This is a genomic window from Methylobrevis albus (assembly GCF_015904235.1).
GTDB classification, from domain to species: Bacteria; Pseudomonadota; Alphaproteobacteria; order Rhizobiales; family Pleomorphomonadaceae; genus Methylobrevis_A; species Methylobrevis_A albus.
In genome coordinates, this window is sequence record NZ_JADZLT010000042.1 from 48339 (window position 1) to 68140 (window position 19802).

The window sequence follows — 19802 nt, forward strand, 5'->3', positions numbered from 1 at the left end:
TCCGGCGCCCGGCGGAACTCAGCCGCGCGCGGCGTCGCGGATCGCGGCGGCGAAGCGGGCGATGACCTCCGAGACGGCCGGGCGGTCGCCGCGCTCGAACAGCACGGCCTCGCTCGCCGGCAGCGGCGGCAGGCCGTCGGGGGGCCCAAGGGTGCGCACGCCGGCCGGCACATGGCGCAGGCCGAAGCAGCCGACGCCGAGGCCGGCGGCGACCGCGGCCTGGATCGCTGCGAGACCGCGGCTCGACATCACCTCGGTCCACGGCAGGCCGGCGGCCTCCAGCGCCGTCACGGCGGCGACGCGGGCGTTGCACGGTGCGCCGATGGTGGCGAGCGGCACCGGCTCGCCCGGCAGCAGCACCAGCGACGGCGCCGCCGCCCAGACGAGATCGTCGCGAAACAGCATCCGCCCGGCGCCGCTGCGCTCGCGGGCGTCCTCGGCCCGGCCGGGCTCGGCGGCGATGTTGCGGCGGACGATCACCGCGTCGAGCTGGCCACGGTCGAATTCGTCGATCAGCGTGTCGGAGAGGCCGAGCTGCACGCGGATCCGCAGCCGCGGCGCCAGCGCCCGCATCGCGGACAGCGCGGCGGTCAGGTGGTGGCCGCCGGCGTGCTCGCTGATGCCGATGGCGAGTTCCATCGGCGCATCCTTCGCGGCCGCGCGGCGCAGCGCCTCGTCGTGCACGGCGAGGATGCGGCGGGCGTCGGCGAGGAAGTCGGCGCCGAACGGTGTCAGCGCCACGCTGCGCGGGTTTCGTTCGAACAGCGCCCGGCCGATGCGCTCCTCGAGCTTCTTCACCCGCACGCTGATCGCCGATTGGGTCGCGCCGAGGCGGTCGCCGGCCTGGGTGAAGCTCAGGCTGTCGGAGAGCACGGCGAAGGTGCGCAGGAGATCGATGTCGAGGACGACCGTCATTTGATCATTCCAAAGTGATATAGGTTCGATGATATCTATTCGTTTCCGGAATTTCAATGTCGGTCCTATGCCTGTTTGCAGGGGCCGCCGTCGCGGCCCGGTGGAGGACCCGACGATGCCGATCCTGCAGCTCACCTACGCCGCCGCCGCCGGCCGGCGCCCGCCGGCCCGGCCGGAGATCGCCCGCGCCGTGCTCGGGCCGACCGCCGCGATCCTGAAGAAGAAGCCCGAGCTGACGGCATTGACGCTCCGTGCCGTCGACCCTGAGGACTGGTTCATCGCCGGCACGGCGCTCGCCCGGCACGGGCTCGGCAGCTTCTTCCTCGAAATCCGCATCACCGACGGCACCAACACGAAGGCCGAAAAGGCCGCCTACATCGCCGCGGTGTTCGCCGCGCTGCGAGACCTGCTCGGGCCGCTGCATGCCGAAAGCTACGTCCACGTCGACGACGTCCGCGCCGAGGCCTATGGCTACGGCGGGCTCACGCAGGAGTTTCGCTTCATCGCCGACCGGATCGACGCGGAGGAGCGGGAGCGCCGCTCCGACCGGGCGCTCGCCCACGGGGTGCGCTGAACTCGCGGCCGTGGTCCGGCGCCCGCGCTCATGGCTCCCATGCGCCGGGCGGCCGCGTCGCCCCGGCGCGGCGGGTTGTGGCGCGGGGCGGCACGGTCTACGAGGAAGCTGCGGCCCGCGCGCGGGATGCGCCCGATCAAGCGCCCGGAAGCCCGATGTCCTCCATCGTCGACAACGTCCTGCCCATCTTCGCCCTGATCGCGATCGGCTGGGTGGCGGGGGCCGCCGGGCTGCTGAAGCCGGCCGTCGGCGATGCTCTCGGCGAGTTCGTGTTCCGCCTCGCAGTGCCGGTGCTGCTGTTTCGCACCATCGTCAACGCCGATTTCGCCGACGCCTCGCCCTGGGGCCTGTGGCTGTCCTATTTCACCGGCGTCGCCGTGACCTGGACGGCCGGGCACCTGATCGCGACGCGGCTGTTCGGCCGCGACCGGCGCATCGGCGTCGTCGCGGGCGTCTCGTCGGCGTTTGCCAACAACGTCTTCATCGGCCTGCCGCTGGTCGAGCGCATCCTCGATGCGCGCGGCATGGTGGCGCTGTCGATCCTGCTCTCGGTGCATCTGCCGGTGATGATGATCGCCGGCACGCTGATGATGGAGCGGGCCGAGCGGCGCGAGGCGGGGACGCCCGGCCAGTCGGTGCTGGCGATCCTGCGCCAGGTCGCCGTCAACCTCGTGCGCAACCCGCTGGTGATCGGCCTCACCGCCGGTTCGCTGGTGCATCTCGCCGGCATCCCGGTCACCGGCGTGCCGGCGGCGGTGATGGAGCAGCTCGCCAACTGCGCGGCGCCGGCGGCGCTGGTCTCGATGGGCCTCGGCCTGCGCCGCTACGGCATCTCGGGCAACGTCGGGCCGGCGCTGGTGATGACGGCGCTGAAGCTCGTCGCGCTGCCGGCGACGGTGCTGCTGGTCGCCCGGCTGATCGGGCTCGACCCGGTCTGGACCGCGGCGCTGGTGCTCACCGCCTCGGTGCCGACCGGCATCAACGCCTATCTCATCGCCAATCACTTCGGCGTCGGCCACGGCCTCGCCTCGTCGGTGATCACGCTGACGACGGCGCTCGGGGCGATCTCGGTGTCGATCTGGGCGCTGCTGCTCACCTGACCGGTCAGCCGAGGCCGACCAGCCGGCGCACGTCGGCGGGCGTCGCGCCCTCGGCGCGCAAGGTCCGCAGGCTCGCCGCCCCCTCCGACTTCGAGAGCTTGCGCCCGTCGGCACCCAGCACCAGCCGGTGGTGGCGATAGCGCGGCGCGGGCAGGCCGAGCAGTTGCTGCAGCAGCCGGTGCACCGCCGTCGCGGCAAAGAGGTCGGCGCCGCGCACCACGTCCGTCACCCCTTGTGCCCCATCGTCGACGACGACGGCGAGGTGGTAGCTCGCCGGGGCGTCTTTCCGGGCGAGCACCACGTCGCCCCAGGCGGCCGGGTCGGCGGTGATCGGGGCCGGGGTGCCGTCGGCCGCGTCCTCGCGCCAGCCCGGCGTGCCCGCGCGGGCGATGGCGCGGGCCATGTCGAGGCGCAGCGCATGCGGTTCGCCGGCCAGGATCCGGGTCCGGGCGGCGGCGTGGGGATCGTCGCGGCCGAAGCCTGGGTAGACCGGGGCGCCGTCGGGATCGTGCGGCCAGTCCGGCCGGGCGGCGACGAAGGCGCGGATCTCGCCGCGGCTCGCGAACGAGGTATAGACGAGGCCCATGCCGGCGAGGCGATCGAGGGCGGCGCGGTAGTCGGGGCCGTGCGCCGACTGCCGCCGCACCGGGCGTTCGTAGGCGATGCCGAGCCAGTCGAGGTCATCCAGAATGCGCGCCTCGAATTCGGGTCGGGCGCGGCTCGTGTCGATGTCCTCGATCCGCACCAGCATGCGCCCGCCGGTCGCCCGCGCGAGATCATGGTTGAGGAGCGCCGACAGGGCGTGGCCGAGGTGCAGGTCGCCGTTCGGCGACGGCGCGAAGCGAAACACGCGTCGGCCCGCGGCGGGCTCGGCGGCAGCTGTCGAAGGCGGGATGTCGGATGGGGCGGAAATCGGTCTCGGCCTTCGAACGATGCAACGCGGGGCGACGGCAGACGGCCGGGGCAGGGGTTGCAGGGCGGGGCTTCCCTCGCCGGGCCGGCGCGACCATTATCGCCGCTTCCGAGGCGAGGACAAACCCATGCGCCGCCTGCTTACCGATGCCGACATGGCCGAGGGCCTAGAGGCGCTCGCCCGCCTCGACCCGCGCCTCGTGCCCGTGATCGCCGAGACCGGGCCCGTGGCGCTGCGCTACCGGGCACCGGGCTTCGAGGGCGTGGCGCGGATCGTGGTGGCGCAGCAGCTCTCGGTCGCCAGCGCCGCGGCGATCTGGGGCCGGGTCGAGGCGCGGATCGGCGCGGTCGACGCGGCGGCCTTTGCCGCCGTGCCGCCCGAAGAACTCCGCGCGTGCGGCCTTTCGGCCGGCAAGCTGAAGACGCTCGGCGCGGTCGCTACGGCGGTGACCGAGGGGCTCGATCTCGAGGCGCTCGCCGAGGCCGCGCCCGACGACGCGGTGGAGGCACTGGTGCGCATTCCCGGCATCGGCCGCTGGACGGCGGAGATCTTCCTGCTGTTTTGCGCCCGCAACGCCGACATCTTCCCGGCCGGCGACCTCGCGCTGCAGGTTGCGGCCGCCGACGCCTTCGGCCTCGAGGCGCGGCCGAAGGAAGCCGTGATGCGCGAGATCGCCGCGCCCTGGTCGCCGTGGCGCGGCGTAGCGGCGAAGCTGTTCTGGGCCTATTATAAGGTTCGCCGCGAAGGGCGGACCGCGTTGCCGGTCTGAGCCCTCCGGGCGGGTCCGGCCCGCGGCCGTCCCTTCCGCTCTCCCAACGTCAACGGTAAGCCCCCATGTCCGTGATCGACGGCCCTCGCCTCGCCCCCGTGTCCGGGCGCCCCGCCACCAGCCTCGTCGTGTTCCTGCACGGCTACGGCGCCGACGGGCGCGACCTGATCGACATCGGTCGCAGCTGGGCGCCGGAACTGCCCGACTGCGCCTTCGTCTCGCCGCATGCGCCCGAGCCCTGCGGCATGGCGCCGACCGGGCGACAGTGGTTTCCGCTCACCCTGCGCGATCCGACCGAATACTGGCGCGGCGCCGTCCACGCCGCGCCGGCGCTGCACGGCTTCCTCGACGCCGAGCGGGCGCGGCTGCAGATCGCGGAGAACCGCATCGTGCTGGTCGGCTTCAGCCAGGGCACCATGATGGCGCTGCACGTCGGCCTGCGCCGGCCGTCGGCGCCCGGCGCGATCATCGGCTATTCCGGCAAGCTCGCCGGGCCGGAGCATCTCGGCGAGGTCAAGGTGAAGCCGCCGATCACGCTGATCCACGGCGACCGCGACGAGGTGCTGCCGATCGACCTCTTGTTCGAGGCGACCGATGCGCTGGGCGCCGCGGATATTCCGGTCAGCTTCCACATCTCGCCCGGCGTCGGCCACGGCATCGACCAGCGCGGCCTGCTGCTCGGCCTCGCCGCCGTGCGCGAGGCGCTCGGCTGAGGCGCGGCGCGGCGATGTTCATCGGCGCGATTCGGCCTATATGCTGGCGCTGAATTTCAGGGCGGGCCGGGCGACGGGGGTTGCCGCGGCCATCAATCGACGGGTCGATCCATGTCCACGCTGTTCCAGGTCCTCGTTCCCGTCGCGGTCGGTGCCGTCGGCATCGTGCTCTTGATGGGCCTCTTCAACATGATGCGCGGCGGCAACGCCAACACGTCGCAGAAGCTGATGCGCTGGCGCGTCGGGCTGCAGGCGGTGGCGGTGGCGGTGATCATGGTGGCGATCTGGCTGCAGCAGTCCGCCTGACGCGGCGCTCGCGGCGCCGATTGTCGCAGGCGGCCACGGCGGTCGCCGCGACGGTGTATAGGCTACCGGCGCGCTGCGGCGGCGCGGCGCGGCAGGCTCCCGGAGGTTTCATGGTCGTCCTCAACAAGATCTACACGCGCACCGGCGACGACGGCACGACCGCGCTCGGCTCGGGCGAGCGGCGGGCGAAGTACGACGTCCGCGTCGCGAGCTACGGCACCGTCGACGAGACCAACGCCGCCGTCGGCCTCGCCCGGCTGCACCTCGCCGCCGAGCCGGAGCTCGACGCGGTGCTCGGGCGGATCCAGAACGACCTCTTCGACCTCGGCGCCGATCTCGCGACGCCGGAGACCGAGGAGCCGCCGCCCTACGAGCCGCTGCGCATCACCGCCGGCCAGGTCGCGGCGATCGAACAGGCGATCGATCACCTCAACAAGGACCTGAAGCCGCTGCGCTCTTTCGTCCTGCCGGGCGGGGCGGCCGCGGCGGCCTACCTGCACCTCTGCCGCACGGTGAGCCGGCGCGCGGAGCGGCTGACGGTGGAGCTGTCGCACCAGCCCGGCGAGAAGGTGAACCCGGAGGCGGTGAAGTACCTCAACCGCCTGTCCGATTTCTTCTTCGTCGCCTCGCGCTGGGTCAACGGCCGCGGCGCCGACGACGTGCTCTGGGTGCCCGGCAAGAACCGCTGAGCGAAGCCCCGATCGGCACGGCATCGGGGCCGTCCGGCGCGGCCGGGACTGCGACGCGAGCGGCGTTGACAGCGCTCGGCCAAGGCCTTTACGGTCCCTCGACCAAAAAATGCCGCAGTGCGGCAGGCAGCGATGCCGGGCGTCCAACCGGCCGTCCGGATCTCGCTCGCCGCCACGACGCGCGGATGCCACAAAAGGTCCTGGAGGCCGGCGAATGAAGATCCTGGTGCCCGTCAAGCGGGTTGTCGACTACAACGTCAAGATCCGCGTCAAGCCCGACGGGTCCGGCGTCGATCTCGCCAACGTCAAGATGTCGATGAACCCCTTCGACGAAATCGCCGTCGAAGAGGCGCTGCGGATCAAGGAAGCCGGCAAGGCGACCGAGGTCGTCGTGGTCTCGATCGGCCCGGCGCAGGCGCAGGAAACCCTGCGCACCGGCCTCGCCATGGGCGCCGACCGCGGCATCCTCGTGCAGGTCGACGGCACGGTCGAGCCGCTCGCCGTCGCCAAGATCCTGAAGGCGATCGCGCTCGAGGAGCAGCCCGGGCTGATCATCCTCGGCAAGCAGGCGATCGACGACGACTGCAACCAGACCGGCCAGATGCTGGCGGCGCTGCTCGGCTGGGGCCAGGGCACGTTTGCCTCCAAGGTCGTGCCGGCGGAGGGCACCGTCGACGTCACCCGCGAGATCGACGGCGGCCTGCAGACCGTGCAGCTGAAGCTGCCGGCGGTGGTGACGACGGACCTGCGGCTCAACGAGCCGCGCTATGCCTCGCTGCCCAACATCATGAAGGCGAAGAAGAAGCCGCTCGAGACGAAGTCGGCCGCCGACTACGGCGTCGACACCGCCCCGCGGCTCACCGTGGTGAAGACCGCCGAGCCCGCCGGCCGCCAGGCGGGCATCAAGGTCGGCTCCGCCGCCGAACTCGTCGCCAAGCTGCGCCAGGAAGCCGGCGTTCTCTGATCGCCCGAGGGAAGACAACGACAATGACAACGCTCCTCCTCGCCGAACACGACAACGCGTCGCTGAAGGACGCCACCAACCGCGCGCTCACCGCCGCCCTCGCCCTCGGCGGCGACGTGCACGTGCTGGTCGCGGGCTCGGGCTGCGGGCCGGCCGCCGAGGCCGCCGCGAAACTCTCCGGCGTCGCCAAGGTGCTGGTCGCGGACGCGGACGGCTATGCGCACCAGCTCGCCGAGCCGGTGGCGGACCTCATCGCCTCGCTCGCCGGCGGTTACGACGCGATCGTCGCGCCGGCGACCTCGGCGGCGAAGAACACGCTGCCGCGCGTCGCGGCGCTGCTCGACGTGATGCAGGTCTCCGACATCACCGCCGTCGTCGCCCCCGACACCTTCGAGCGGCCGATCTACGCCGGCAACGCGATCCAGACCGTCAAGGCGACCGACGCCAAGAAGGTGATCACGGTGCGCACCTCGACCTTCGCGGCGACGGGCGAGGGCGGCTCGGCCCCGGTCGAGACGGTGGCCGCCGTCGCCGACCCGGCGCTGTCGAGCTTCGTCGGCGAGGCGATCTCCGAGAACGACCGGCCGGAACTCACCTCGGCGAAGATCATCGTCTCGGGCGGTCGGGCACTCGGCTCGGCGGAGAAGTTCCAGCAGGTGGTGCTGCCGCTCGCCGACAGGCTCGGCGCCGCCGTCGGCGCCAGCCGCGCCGCGGTCGACGCCGGCTACGCGCCGAACGACTGGCAGGTGGGCCAGACCGGCAAGGTGGTGGCGCCGGAGCTCTACATCGCGCTCGGCATCTCGGGCGCGATCCAGCATCTCGCCGGCATGAAGGATTCCAAGATCATCGTCGCGGTGAACAAGGACGACGAAGCGCCGATCTTCCAGGTCGCCGACTACGGCCTCGTCGGCGATATCTTCGAGCTGGTGCCGCAGATCGTCAAGGAACTCGGCTGATCGCCGTCCGCCCCCGCGAAACGCCGGACATCCGGCGCCGCCTTCGCTATGCTGGCACCCTACTGCCGCGGCGCGTTTCGCCCGGCGACAGCGCAACCCGGCTTCTGGCGCCGGCTAACCATGGTTGGACCTCATGATTGCTGAGATCAGGTCGGTCGGCGTGATCGGTGCGGGCCAGATGGGCAGCGGTATCGCCCATGTCTGCGCGCTGGCGGGCTTCGACGTCGGCTTCTACGACGTCGCGCTCGAGCGGGTGGAGGCGGGCCTCGCCACCATCAACGGCAACCTGATGCGCCAGGTCGCCGGCGGCAAGATCACCGACGACGAGCGCAAGGCGGCGATGCAGCGCATCCGCGTCGTCGCGGCGCCGGAAGAGCTCGCCGACATCGACCTCGTCATCGAGGCGGCGACCGAGAACGAGACGGTCAAGCGCAAGGTGTTCCAGTCGCTCTGTCCGCACCTGAAGCCGGACGCGATGCTGGCGACCAACACCTCGTCGATCTCGATCACCCGGCTCGCGGCCTCGACCGACCGGCCGGAGCGCTTCATCGGCATCCACTTCATGAACCCGGTGCCGGTGATGCAGCTCGTCGAGCTCGTGCGCGGCATCGCGACCGAGGACGAGACCTTCGACCTCGCCAAGACCTTCGTGCGCAGCCTGGGCAAGACCATCGCGGTCTCCGAGGATTTCCCCGCCTTCATGGTCAACCGCATCCTGCTGCCGATGATCAACGAGGCGATCTACACGCTCTACGAGGGCGTCGGCACGGTGGACGCGATCGACACCGCGATGCGACTCGGCGCCAACCATCCGATGGGGCCGCTGCAGCTCGCCGACTTCATCGGCCTCGACACCTGCCTCAGCGTGATGCAGGTGCTCTACGAGGGGCTGGCGGATTCGAAGTACCGCCCCTGCCCGCTGCTGGTGAAATACGTCGAGGCCGGCTGGCTCGGCCGCAAGACGCAGCGCGGCTTCTACGACTACCGCGGCGAACACCCCGTCCCGACCCGCTGACCGCTCTTCCGGCGCGGTGATGCCCGCGCCGGCTGCCGTCAGGCGCCGCGCTCGATCAGATGGGTCGAGACGCCATCCCGGTCAGTGCGGCCGAGGTAGACGTGGCCATTCTCATGACAGAAGTGGGGGAGATCGATCGCGGCGAGCGGATCGGTCGCCTCGACGGCGATCCGGGCACCCGGCGCCATCGTCTCCAGCGCCTTGCGGGCGCGCAGCACGGGCATGGGGCAGTGCAGGCCGCGCAGGTCGAGCACGACGGCGGGATCGGCGGCGGCGTCCTCTCGGCCGGTCATCGGGTCGATCGCTGAAACCTCGGTCGTCATCGCGGGAACGGTCCAGTGATGCGCGGTTCACCGCCGCGTCCTAGGCAATTAGCCCCAATCGCCCGGCGATTCCAGCCGCTTGCCGACCTCTTTCGGGGGGAGTGTCGCCGACGCCCCGGCTTTTCCCTCGCCCTTCGAGACAGCCGCTGCGCGGCTTCCTCAGGGTGAGGGAAAAGGACAAGCCACCGCAGCGAAACGAGAACTCGCGAAGGCCTCATCCTGAGGAAGCCGCGCAGCGGCTGTCTCGAAGGACGAGGCCGGGTGCGTGCGCCGGCTACTCCCGCCGAGCCTGCCGCTCTCGCCGAGTCTGCCGCTCTCGCCGAGCTGAGGTGAAAACGATCTCTACCCGGCTGCGAAGATCTGAGCTCCGCCGACCCGACGCCGGATGTCAAAAACAGTTCATGATCCCGGTGATCAGGCGCTCGGCGAAGATCGTCTCGCCATGCTGCAGGTTGAGGGCGACGGCGGCGCCGCCGAGGGCGGCGAACACGGCGAGGCCGAGGCCGGCGACGAGGGCGCCGTGCCGTGCCGTCCGCCGCCTGCCGCCCTCTGCCGCCCGTATCGCCATGCCGCTGCCGTCCCCGGATGTCGTCACTCTGCCTGGCTCAGCTCGCCCCGACCAGACGCTTCAGCTTGGCGAGCTGGACGTCGTTCGATTCGGTGAGGTCGATGGTGCCGCGGAAGTCGCCGTCGCTGCCGAACAGGTAGACCGCGGCGGTGTGGTCCATGGTGTAGTCCCCGCCCTCGAGCGGCACCTTGCGGCGGTGGGCGCGGTAGTCGGCGACCACCTTGGCGATCGCTTCCTCGCTGCCGGTCAGGCCGACGATGCGGTTCGAGAACGAGGAGAGGTAGCTCTTCATCACCTCGGGCGTATCGCGCTCCGGGTCGACCGTGACGAAGGCGGCGACGATCGGGTCGCCGGCCGGGCCGAGCGCCTCGAAGTGCATCGAGAGGTCGGCCAGCGTCGTCGGGCAGATGTCCGGGCAGTGGGTGAAGCCGAAGAAGATCAGGTGCGGCCGGCCGGCGAACATCGCCTCGGTGGCCGGGGCGCCGTCCTGGTCGACGAGCTGGAACGGCCCGCCGATGGCCGCCTGGGTCTCCGCGGCCTGCTCGCGCAGCAGCACGGCGGCTGCCGTCACCGCGACGAGCACCGCGACGGTGGCCCAGAGCACGATCCGGACGATGCGCAGTCCGCTGGTGGCCCGGCTCATTTCGCGATCACCCGCATGGTGCCGATGTCCCAGACCACGACGTCGACCACGGCGGTGGTGCCGTCGGAGAAGCCGAGCGTCAGCGGGAAGGTCGAGCCCGGCCGCAGCGGCGTCGTCAGATTGTGCAGCATCACGTTGAACGAGCCGGGCCTGAGGTCGACGCTGTCACCGGCGGCGACCGCAATGCCGCCCTCGACGATGACCGGGCGGACGACGCCGTCGACGACCGGCATGTGGCGCAGGGTCGCCGATTGGGCGACGGGAGTCTCGGCCGTGACCAGCCGGACTTCGCTGTCGCCGGTGTTGCGGATCAGGAAGTACGCGCCGCCGACGCGCGAGCCGGCGAGGCTGGCGCGGGCCCAGGGGCCGACGATCTCGATCGCGCCGAAGCGGGAGACCGGCGCCTCGACCGGCACCTCGGCGATGTCGCCGCGCATGGTCGGCATCGCGGTGGTCGGCCGCTGCGGTGCGGGGGTCGCCGCGGGCTCTTCGGCGCGGGCCGGCTGGGCTGCCGCGAGGGCCAGGAGCAGGGCGGCGCTCGTGATGGAAAGCGTGGTGCGGATCATGGCGTCCGTTCTCGTTGCGGGCGGCGGTCGGCCGGACCCTGCCGGCGCCGGGGCGCGGCCGCGATGGGACCGGCGCCGGCCGACGGGCCCTTATCTAGTCGCTTCCCCGGGCGACGGAAACCCCCGGCGGACGCCGGCCAATCGCCGCAGACGGTGCTCAGGCGCGGCGCAGGTTGCGGGCGCCGACGAAGGCGAGCACGGCGACGGTCGCCGAGGCGACGACGTTCCAGCCGGCAAAGGACAGGCCGAACAGGCGGAAGCTCGCCTCGGTGCAGGAGACGAGGCGGGTGGAGCGGATCTGGCCGAGCAGGTCGTCCGCCGAGGCGGGCGGCAGCATGCCGCCGCCGCAGTCGCTCGGGCCGGGCCAGAAGCCCCACTCGGCGCCGGCGTGGTAGCCGCCGAGCGCGAAGCCGGCGGCGAAGATGGCGCCGGAGAGCAGCAGCAGGCCGCGGGCAAAACCGCGCAACCGGCCGTTCGCGGCGAGCCAGAGCCCGAGAGCCAGCGGCGGCAGGCCGAGGTAATAGGGGATGCGCTCCTGATAGCAGAGCTGGCACGGCAGGTAGCCGCCGATGAGCTGGAAGCCCCAGGCGGCGAGAATGGCGCCGAGTCCGATGGCGAAGGCGAGCGCGGCGGCGGCGATCGCCCCGGTCGCGTGATGGTCCCGTGTCCCGAGGTCGCTGCTCATCGATCCTGCCCCCCGCATGTCGATCGTCGTGCCCGGTCCGCCGCCATCGAGCTCTCCCCGCAGAACGTCGATAATGCATGCACGGCGCCGACCGCAAGCGTTCGTCGCGGTGAGCCCTTACGGGATGGCCGCGGTGAAGGCGGCGCTGGAGGGGTGATTGCAGCTGAGGAGAAGATCGTTGCCTCGAACGGACCGCGACAGGCGCGTGATTTGGGGGCTCGCGCCGCGCGGAAGCCCGACCCGGTACACGGCTCCGGGGGGCTGGGGGGCTGGAAAATCCAGAGCCAATCCGAGCCGGGCCGTCCGAGGCAACGAGAGGGATGATCGGGGGGCAGGATGGTCCCGGTTGGGCCGAATGGGGGCGAAACTATGAATTTTCCACTCGCCAATCCCGGGTGCAACCGGACCCGTCCGCAAGGTGGCGAACCGCCGGTGATGCCGCCGCTACGGCGCCGGACACCAGGGCGCGCGGCTGCCGCCGGCGTAGGTGCGGGCGAGGCCGGCGCCGAGCAGGGCGCCCGCCACGGAGGTGCCCGTCGCGGTGGCGACGTCGGCGAGCACCCGGCCGGCATACTTGTCGCCGGCGACCGCCGTCAGCGTGATCGGCGCGTCGCCGATGGTAGCGGCGAGGCCGATCGCGGCGCGGTCGGCGGCGCGGCGCTCCTCGGCGCAGGCGGAGCGCTTCTCCGGCGCGTCGATGCCACGGATGCGGACGGCGACCGTCACTTCGGTGCCGAGCCAGACCTTGGCGCGAACGAGCAGCGTGTCGCCGTCGATCACGCGCACCACGTCGGCGGCGAGCGGCCCCTCGATCCGCTCGGCGGCGGGGGCCGGCGCGGCGGCAAGGCAGGTGAGGGCGACGACCAGCGTCCGGAGCATGAAACCCATTCCCGAATCGGGCCGGCGCAGCCTCACGCCGGCGGAATGAATTCCTATAGCTCGGAATAAATGAACAAATCAAGAACGGGAAGCGCGCCGACTCAATTTAAGGAATAAGTCAGGCCAGCATGCAATCTTTGCGGGTCGTTTGCGGCCCGCGTTTCACTCAGGACGAGAGGCGGAGGTTGAGGATCTGGCGGGCGATCTCGAGATAGGCCGCGAGCAGGTCCTCGCCATCCTTGGCATCGAAGAAGGCGAGACGGCCGTCGACGTAGGAGGCGCAGGCCTGCAGGGTCTGCTTGGCGGCGGCGCCTTCGGCCCCGGTGAGGTCGAAGCCGACCGTATAGACGGTGATGCCGTCGTTCTTCATCGAGGTGCACAGGGCCACGGCGGCGTCCGCCGAGCGCTTCGCCTGCTGGTGCACCGCGTCGGCGTAGCTGCGGCGGCCCGGGTCGATGTCGTAGAAGGTGTTGTACTGGCCGTCGGTCATCAGGATGGCGATCTTCTTCGTCATCGCGCCGCCGTAGCCGGCCGGGCTGCTCTCGCTCGGCCAGATGCCGCTCCAGCTCGGCGACAGCAGGTAGCGGGCCCAGGCGGTGCCGATGTGGCCGGCGGTATAGCCGCCGACGGGCAGGTTCGAGAGGCCGCGCAGCAGCGTGTCGCGGTCGTCGGTGAGCGGCTGCACGGTCTTCGACAGGCAATAGAAGGAGCGGCCCATGCGGTCGACCGGGGCGAGCGGCATGGCGGCGACCGGGCCGGCGTAGAAGCGCGGCGCCTTGTCGGAGGCGGCGTCGGCACCGGTGCGCTCGACGACGCAGTCGGTCGCCGGGTTGCGCACGCCGGTCACGGCGGTGAGGAAGCGGCCGGGATTGACGCCCTCGCTGAACGGCGCGAGCCCGATGCGGACCTTGCCGTTGGCGTTGGTGCCGGCGGGGAGCAGCGTGTCGACGAGGGCTTTGGCGGCGTCCTCGAGGTCGCGCACCTTCGGCCGGCCGACGCTCCAGTTGCGGCCGGGATGGTCGCCCATCGATCCGGTGAGGTCGAGCATCATCGAGATCTCGACGACCGAGCCGTCGATCGCGGCGACCGAGGTGGCGCCGACGTCGATGGTCTCGATGCCGGCGATGCCCATGAAGGCGGTCGGCAGCCGCGAGGCGGCGGTGACGGCGACGGTCGACGAGGCGGTGTCGGGCACGACGCTGAAGGAGACGGTCTCGATCAGCTCCGAGCGGCCGGCCGAGAAGTTCGCGGCATATTGCTGGCGGGCGATGGCGACGATCCGGTCGATGTTCTTCTCGCCGGCCGACATCTCGCGCGCCGCGGCGAGCGAGGCGCTGTCGAGCGCCGTCGTCATCTGGCCGCGCACCCGGGTCGCCTGGCCGAAGTCGATGGCGACGCCGGTCGCCAGCATGGCGGCGGTCAGGGTGCCGGCGAAGATCATGGCCATGCCGCCGCGACGGTCGCGGCCGAACCGCTCGAGCCGCTCGATGAAAGTGCTGCTAGCCAGTGCCATCCCGGTGCTCCCGTCACGGACGTCGACTTGTTCTGCCGGCTGATTGGCAGGAGTCGTGCCGGAGCGGGGCGCAGTACGGCGGCGGCGGGCGGCGGGCGGTTAAGTGGTTGCATGCGTTTGATGCAGCGCAGCGCAGGATTAACGGCGGCGTGCGCGGGGCGGGGGTCGTTTACCGCGGCTTAACCATGCGGGGTCCGGAGCCGCACAGGCCGGACGGCGTCGGCGCGTGCGGCGTCCCGGAACGGCACAGGCGGAGCCAGGCGATCGGGGCGGCCCGGGCAGCGGCGTTCGCCGCCCGTTTCCGCCCGTCAGAAGTCGCTGATGATCCCCTTCACTTCCCAGTCGCCGTAGCGCACCGGCTCGGGCCCGCCGCGGCCGTTGACCTCCGGCGGCAGGGGCGTGCGGGCGGCGTCCGCGGCGCGGCGGCGTTCCTCCGCTTCGGCGAGGGCGCGCCGGGCGGCGTCGCTGAGCACGCGCGGCGGCGGCTCGGGTACCGTGTCCGGCATGGCGTCGGCGGCCGGCGGCAGGTCCGGCGCGGCGGCGTTGGGGTCGTCTGGGGTCACGCCGTTCATCCTCGTTCGCGGGCACTGTTCGCCGGGTTCTTCGCTGGCGTCTTCGCTGGCCCGGCCTTGCGGCCGGCACGGGCGATCCGGGCGGCCCCGTCGGCGGACGCGGGCGCCTGTCCTTGCCGCGCGCGACCGCAATACCCATCATATTGGTCGTTCCCGCGCGTGTGGGAAGCCCCGCCGGCGTGACCGCCGCCGGACGGGCCATGGATGCCGCGGTCAGGCGCAAGGGTCAACGACTGCGATGAACGTTGTGAAGACCGGTATTCTGCTCGCGGGCATGACCGCGCTGTTCATGGGCGTCGGCTTCATGATCGGCGGGCAGGGCGGCATGATGGTCGCGCTCGCCGTCGCCGCGGCGATGAACCTCTTCAGCTACTGGAACTCCGACCGCATGGTGCTCTCCATGCACGGCGCCCGCCAGGTCGACCGCCGCAGCGCACCGGAGCTCGTCGAGATGATCGAGGCGCTGTCGGCGCGCGCCGGGCTGCCGGTGCCGAAGGTCTACATCATCGACAACCCGCAGCCGAACGCGTTCGCCACCGGCCGCAACCCGCAGAACGCCGCCGTCGCCGCGACGACCGGCCTGCTCGCGACCCTCAACCGCGAGGAGATCGCCGGCGTGATGGCGCACGAGCTCGCCCACATCAAGAACCGCGACACGCTGATCATGACGGTGACGGCGACGATCGCCGGCGCGGTGTCGATGCTGGCGAACTTCGGCCTGTTCTTCGGCGGTAACCGCGACAACAACAACCCGCTCGGCTTCGTCGGCGTGCTGGTGACGATGATCGTCGCGCCGCTCGCCGCGATGCTGGTGCAGACGGCGATCTCGCGCACCCGCGAATATTCCGCCGACCGGCTAGGCGCCGAGATCTGCGGCGATCCGGCCTGGCTCGCCTCGGCGCTCGGCAAGATCGCCGGGGGCGTGCGGCGCACGGAGAACCGCACCGCGGAGGCGAACCCCGCCTCGGCGCATCTCTTCATCATCAACCCGCTGTCGGGCGCGCGGATGGACAACCTGTTCTCGACCCACCCGGCGACGGAGAACCGCATCGCCGCGCTGATGCAGTTCGCCCGCGAGATGGGCCGTCCGGCATCCGCCGGTTTTGGTGACGCGGCGCCGGCCGGCCCCTGGGGCGCGGCGCAGGGCGGCGCTGGTCCGACCGGCCCGCGCACCGGCCCGACCGGTCCCCGCCGCGGTCCCTGGGGTGGCCGCTGAGAGCGGGAAGCCGGCCGCCGCGGCGCGCGCCTGCCATGCAGGCGGCAGGTTTCCGCGGCCCCTGCATGCCTCCGGGCTCGCCAGCGCCGCCTTCGGCGTGCTAGTCGCCGTGCTTTGCCGCACCCTCGTTCCGCTGATCCCGGCACGTGCGGCCGACCGAGGTGCTCGACGACGATGAAATCACCCCATTCGCGCGGCCCGTCCAGCGGACGCCGGCCCGAGGGTAGCCAGTCCGGCGGCCAATCCGGCGGCGGCAAATCCGGCGGCGGCAAGTTTGGCGGCGGCAAGTCCGGTGGTCCGTCCGGCGGCCGGCCCGGCGGGCAGCGCTTCGGCAAGGGGGCACCAAGCGGGGGCCGCCGCAGCGGGCCGCCGGGCCTTGCGGCGCGCGAACTCGCGGCCGACCTCGTCGCCGGGGTCGAGGAAGGGCGGCTGCTCGACGCCCTGCTCGACGGCGGCGACCTCGCCAAGCGCTTCGAGGCGCTCGAGGTCAAGGACCGGGCGCTGGTGCGCGCGATCACCGGCGTCGCGCTCAGGCGCGGCGGCGAGATCGCCGACGTGCTCGGCCGGCTGATCGAGAAGCCGCTGCCGGAGGCGGCGAAGGACCTGAAGCCGATCCTCACCGTCGCCGTGGCGCAGATGCTGTTCATGGAAGTGCCCGACCACGCGGCCGTCTCGCTCGCCGTCGAGGCGACCGACCGGGTGCGCGGCCTCAGCCCGTGGAAGGGCCTCGTCAATGCCGTGCTGCGCCGGCTCGGCCGCGAGCGCGCCGAACTCACCACCGACGTCGACGCCGTCTGGCTCAACACGCCGATCTGGCTGATGCAGCGCTGGATCGAGACCTATGGCGAGGAGACGGCGCGGGCGTTCGCGGCGATGCACGCGATCGAGCCGAGCCTCGACCTCGCGGTGAAGGAAGATCCGGCGCACTGGGCGGAGGTGCTCGGCGGCACCGTGCTGCCGACGGGCGGCGTCCGTCTCGTCGCGCACGGCGCGGTGGAAAACCTCCCCGGCTTCGAAGAGGGCGCCTGGTGGGTGCAGGACGCGGCGGCGTCGCTGCCGGTGCACCTTCTGGGCGATCTCGCGGGCAAGAAGGTCGCCGACCTCTGCGCCGCCCCCGGCGGCAAGACGGCGATGCTCGCCGCCCGCGGCGCCAACGTCACCGCGGTCGACGCCTCGGGCCGCCGGCTCGAGCGGCTGAAGGCCAATCTCGCCCGGCTCGGCCTTGCCGCCAACGTGGTGAAGGCCGATGTCGCGGAATGGATGGGCGGCCCGTTCGACGCGGTGCTGCTCGATGCGCCGTGCTCGGCGACCGGCACCATCCGCCGCCACCCGGACGTCGCGTTCCTCAAGGGCGAGGCCGATATCGCCGGGCTGGCGGTGATCCAGCGCCGGCTCCTCGACCAGGCGATCCGGCTGGTGAAGCCGGGCGGGCTGCTCGTCTATTGCACCTGTTCGCTGGAGCCGGAGGAAGGCCCCGAGCAGATCCGCCGGCTCGGCCTGATCGACGCGCCGGTGGAGCGGGTGCCGATCATGCCGGACGAGGTGTTCGGCTTTGCCGAGATGATCACGCCGGACGGCGACCTGCGCACGCTGCCCTCGCAGCTGCCGAACCCGGATGCACGCCTCGCCGGGCTCGACGGCTTCTACGCCGCCCGGCTGCGCCGGCTCTGACGCGCAAGGGCGCCGAGGGAGACGCCCCGGCGCCGCGGCGGGGCAAGGGGAACAAAAGCACCCGTCGGAGGGATTTAAGTCGATTGCCGACGGTTGCGGCAACCTGTTGGTAACCCTGATCTGGGCGAACTGGTCGCATGAACGCGTCCGTCGCGGCCGATTCGAGGCAGCGGTGGCGGAAACCAGTCGAGAGACCCGGCCCCGTGCATCGCTCCTCCTCGACCGCCGGCAACCGCACGCATCCACCCGGCACCCACCGGTCGGGGGGTTTTGCCGCGGCCTGGTCGCCAGCAGGAGGTTGGAAACGAATGGCCTGGGAGTCCGTCATCGGTACGGCTCGGCTCCTCGGCCATGCGATCCGGGTGGCCGGCGCCCGCTCGGTCGAGGCGGTCGAGACCGGGCCGTTCGTGCGCTGGCGCTGGCCGGGCGCGCTGCCCGAGCGGCTGGTGATTGCGCCGCAGGACATCCGCACCGCCGACCCGACCCGCGCCGCCGACATCTACGCCGGCATCTTCGGCTTTGCCGGCAAGGTGGTGGAGACGGGCGGCCGCTCGCCGTTCGACCTCGAGCCGCCGTCGGAGGACTGGGCCCGCGCGCTGCACGGCTTCGGCTGGCTGCGCCATCTGCGCGCCGCCGACGGGGCGCTGACGCGCTCCAACGCCCGGGCGCTGGTTGCCGACTGGATGCAGCAGGAGGCGCGCGCGCCCGCCGTCGCCTATGAGCCGGAAGTGACCGCCCGGCGGCTGATGGCCTTCATCACCCAGTCGCCGCTGATCCTCGAGGAGGCCGATCGCGCCTTCTACCGCCGCTTCATCAAGTCGCTGGTGCGCCAGGTGCGGCTGCTGCGCACCGGCTTTGCGCGCACGCCGGAGGGCTATCCGCGCCTCGTCGCGGCGATCGCGGTCGCCGAGGCGGCGATCTCGCTCGACGGGCAGTCGAAGCTGGTGCGGCAGGCGACCGCCCGGCTCGACGCCGAACTCGGCAGCCAGATCCTCGCCGACGGCGGTCACGTCAGCCGCAATCCCGGTGTGCTGCTCGAACTGCTGCTCGACCTTTTGCCGCTGCGCCAGGCCTACACCGCGCGCGGCGTCGCGCCGTCGGCGGCGATGCTGGGCGCGATCGACCGCATGATGCCGATGCTGCGCTTCTTCCGGCACCGCGACGGCGAGTTCGGCCGCTTCAACGGCATGGGTACGACGCCGGCCGACCTGCTCGCCGCCGTGCTCGCCCATGACGACGCCCGCGGCCGCCCGGTGTCGAACGCCAGCCCGTCCGGCTACCAGCGCCTCGACGCCGGCCGCACCACGCTGATGATCGACACCGGCGCCCCGCCGCCGATCGGCGTCAGCCGCGACGCCCACGCCGGCTGCCTCGCCTTCGAGATGAGCGTCGGCGAAGCCGGCGCCGGGCACCGCTTCATCGTCAACTGCGGCGGCGCCGAAGGCCCGGCGCCGTGGCGGCAGGCCGCGCGGCAGACGGCGGCGCATTCCACCGTCACCATCGACAACACCTCGTCGGCGCGCTTTGCGGGCCTTGCCTTCCTCACCCGCCGCTTCGGCGCGGCCGTTGTGGCCGGGCCGCGCGCGGTCACCTCCGAGCGGCGCGAGGGCGCCTATGGCACGACCGTCTCGGCGAGCCACGACGGCTATCTCGCCGGCTTCGGCCTCCTGGTCAGCCGCAGCCTGACGCTGGCCGCCGACGGGGCGAGCGTCACCGGCGTCGACCAGTTCGACATTCGCGGCCGGCTGCCCGCCGCGCGCGACCGTTTCGCCGTGCGTTTCCACCTGCATCCGGCGATCCGCGCCAGCCGCACCGGCGGCGGCGAGGTGTTGCTGCTCGCCCCCGACGGCGAGGCCTGGCGCTTCCACTGCGGCGAGATCGAGCCGGAGCTCGAGGAATCGGTCTATTTCAGCGCCGTGCACGGCCGCCGCCGCAGCCTGCAGATCGTGCTTTCCGGCCGCGCTCGCGCAACGCCGCAGGTGTCGTGGACGCTGGTGCGCGAGGCGGTCGGCCGTGGCGGGAGGTTCCGCCGGCCGGCCTGAGGCGGGATATCCGGTCCCTGCTCGTGGCCTGCCCCCTCCCTGTCCCTCCCCCGCTTCGCAGGAGAGGGGACGATGGGCGATAGGGCTTTCGCATCGCGAAGGTCTCGCCGAACCGAAGCGCAGCAGGGGACGGCACCGCATCCTCCTGCGTCCCCTCTCCTGCGATAGCCGAGGGAGGGACCGGGAGGGGGAAGCCGCACGGCACATCGA

The 19802-nt window shown here is 72.1% G+C and carries 22 protein-coding genes; 12 read left to right on the forward strand and 10 right to left on the reverse strand.

Features of this window, described 5'->3' with window-relative positions; translation table 11 throughout:
* Positions 1-18 precede the first annotated feature (18 nt).
* Entirely contained in the window at positions 19-915 is an 897-nt protein-coding gene (locus tag I5731_RS05295) for a LysR family transcriptional regulator (protein WP_197310331.1), read from the reverse strand.
* A 115-nt stretch (positions 916-1030) separates the two neighbouring features.
* Here I5731_RS05295 and I5731_RS05300 point away from each other — a divergent pair, with 115 nt between their 5' ends.
* Positions 1031-1489 (forward strand): tautomerase family protein, encoded by a 459-nt coding sequence (locus tag I5731_RS05300; RefSeq protein ID WP_197310332.1) that lies wholly within the window; start codon positions 1031-1033, stop codon positions 1487-1489.
* A 155-nt stretch (positions 1490-1644) separates the two neighbouring features.
* Positions 1645-2589, forward strand: a complete 945-nt coding sequence (locus I5731_RS05305; protein ID WP_197310333.1) for an AEC family transporter — start codon at positions 1645-1647, stop codon at positions 2587-2589.
* Positions 2590-2593: 4 nt separating this feature from the next.
* Here the strand turns inward: I5731_RS05305 and gluQRS are convergent, their stop codons facing one another.
* Complete coding sequence (gene gluQRS / locus I5731_RS05310) at positions 2594-3439, reverse strand: tRNA glutamyl-Q(34) synthetase GluQRS (protein ID WP_328838209.1); 846 nt, start codon at positions 3437-3439, stop codon at positions 2594-2596.
* 190 nt (positions 3440-3629) lie between these two features.
* Here gluQRS and I5731_RS05315 point away from each other — a divergent pair, with 190 nt between their 5' ends.
* The 7 genes from I5731_RS05315 (at position 3630) to I5731_RS05345 (ending at position 8914) form a co-directional block, all read left to right on the forward strand.
* Entirely contained in the window at positions 3630-4271 is a 642-nt protein-coding gene (locus tag I5731_RS05315; protein WP_197310334.1) for a DNA-3-methyladenine glycosylase family protein, read from the forward strand.
* Between the two features lie 65 nt (positions 4272-4336).
* On the forward strand, positions 4337-4984 hold the full coding sequence (locus I5731_RS05320; protein ID WP_197310335.1) for an alpha/beta hydrolase: 648 nt from the start codon (positions 4337-4339) through the stop codon (positions 4982-4984).
* A gap of 111 nt (positions 4985-5095) precedes the next feature.
* Positions 5096-5290, forward strand: coding sequence for a twin transmembrane helix small protein (locus tag I5731_RS05325; protein WP_197310336.1), 195 nt, complete (start codon positions 5096-5098; stop codon positions 5288-5290).
* 110 nt (positions 5291-5400) lie between these two features.
* Complete coding sequence (locus I5731_RS05330) at positions 5401-5979, forward strand: cob(I)yrinic acid a,c-diamide adenosyltransferase (protein WP_197310337.1); 579 nt, start codon at positions 5401-5403, stop codon at positions 5977-5979.
* Between the two features lie 214 nt (positions 5980-6193).
* Complete coding sequence (locus I5731_RS05335; protein WP_197310338.1) at positions 6194-6943, forward strand: electron transfer flavoprotein subunit beta/FixA family protein; 750 nt, start codon at positions 6194-6196, stop codon at positions 6941-6943.
* A gap of 23 nt (positions 6944-6966) precedes the next feature.
* Positions 6967-7899 carry an electron transfer flavoprotein subunit alpha/FixB family protein gene (locus tag I5731_RS05340; protein WP_197310339.1) on the forward strand — a complete coding sequence of 311 codons (933 nt, stop codon included), beginning with the start codon at positions 6967-6969 and terminating at the stop codon, positions 7897-7899.
* Between the two features lie 133 nt (positions 7900-8032).
* Entirely contained in the window at positions 8033-8914 is an 882-nt protein-coding gene (locus I5731_RS05345; protein WP_197310340.1) for a 3-hydroxybutyryl-CoA dehydrogenase, read from the forward strand.
* Positions 8915-8952: 38 nt separating this feature from the next.
* On the opposite strand, the gene I5731_RS05350 is transcribed toward I5731_RS05345, so the two are convergent.
* The 8 genes from I5731_RS05350 to I5731_RS05385 all read right to left on the reverse strand — a co-directional run bounded on the left by I5731_RS05350 (position 8953) and on the right by I5731_RS05385 (position 14654).
* The gene (locus I5731_RS05350) at positions 8953-9207 is read right to left on the reverse strand and encodes a sulfurtransferase TusA family protein (protein ID WP_197310458.1); all 255 of its coding nucleotides are present in this window, start codon (positions 9205-9207) and stop codon (positions 8953-8955) included.
* A 418-nt stretch (positions 9208-9625) separates the two neighbouring features.
* The gene (locus I5731_RS05355; protein ID WP_197310341.1) at positions 9626-9805 is read right to left on the reverse strand and encodes a hypothetical protein; all 180 of its coding nucleotides are present in this window, start codon (positions 9803-9805) and stop codon (positions 9626-9628) included.
* A gap of 37 nt (positions 9806-9842) precedes the next feature.
* Positions 9843-10448, reverse strand: coding sequence for an SCO family protein (locus I5731_RS05360; protein WP_235981558.1), 606 nt, complete (start codon positions 10446-10448; stop codon positions 9843-9845).
* Positions 10445-11014 (reverse strand): copper chaperone PCu(A)C, encoded by a 570-nt coding sequence (locus tag I5731_RS05365; RefSeq protein ID WP_197310342.1) that lies wholly within the window; start codon positions 11012-11014, stop codon positions 10445-10447. The genes I5731_RS05360 and I5731_RS05365 overlap by 4 nt, the downstream gene beginning before the upstream one ends.
* Positions 11015-11171: 157 nt before the next feature.
* Positions 11172-11699 carry a disulfide bond formation protein B gene (locus I5731_RS05370; RefSeq protein WP_197310343.1) on the reverse strand — a complete coding sequence of 176 codons (528 nt, stop codon included), beginning with the start codon at positions 11697-11699 and terminating at the stop codon, positions 11172-11174.
* 444 nt (positions 11700-12143) lie between these two features.
* A complete protein-coding gene (locus I5731_RS05375; protein ID WP_197310344.1) occupies positions 12144-12578 on the reverse strand; it encodes a thermonuclease family protein in 435 nt (144 codons plus the stop codon).
* Between the two features lie 166 nt (positions 12579-12744).
* Positions 12745-14091 carry a pilus assembly protein TadG-related protein gene (locus I5731_RS05380; RefSeq protein WP_197310345.1) on the reverse strand — a complete coding sequence of 449 codons (1347 nt, stop codon included), beginning with the start codon at positions 14089-14091 and terminating at the stop codon, positions 12745-12747.
* Positions 14092-14399: 308 nt separating this feature from the next.
* A complete protein-coding gene (locus I5731_RS05385; protein WP_407941819.1) occupies positions 14400-14654 on the reverse strand; it encodes a DUF1674 domain-containing protein in 255 nt (84 codons plus the stop codon).
* A gap of 247 nt (positions 14655-14901) precedes the next feature.
* On the opposite strand from I5731_RS05385, the gene htpX reads away from it, so the two are divergent.
* From htpX to I5731_RS05400, 3 genes are all read left to right on the forward strand, one after another.
* Entirely contained in the window at positions 14902-15879 is a 978-nt protein-coding gene (htpX, locus tag I5731_RS05390; RefSeq protein ID WP_197310346.1) for a zinc metalloprotease HtpX, read from the forward strand.
* 174 nt (positions 15880-16053) lie between these two features.
* Complete coding sequence (locus tag I5731_RS05395) at positions 16054-17550, forward strand: RsmB/NOP family class I SAM-dependent RNA methyltransferase (RefSeq protein ID WP_197310347.1); 1497 nt, start codon at positions 16054-16056, stop codon at positions 17548-17550.
* Positions 17551-17858: 308 nt separating this feature from the next.
* Positions 17859-19592 carry a heparinase II/III family protein gene (locus tag I5731_RS05400; protein WP_197310348.1) on the forward strand — a complete coding sequence of 578 codons (1734 nt, stop codon included), beginning with the start codon at positions 17859-17861 and terminating at the stop codon, positions 19590-19592.
* Positions 19593-19802 lie beyond the last annotated feature (210 nt).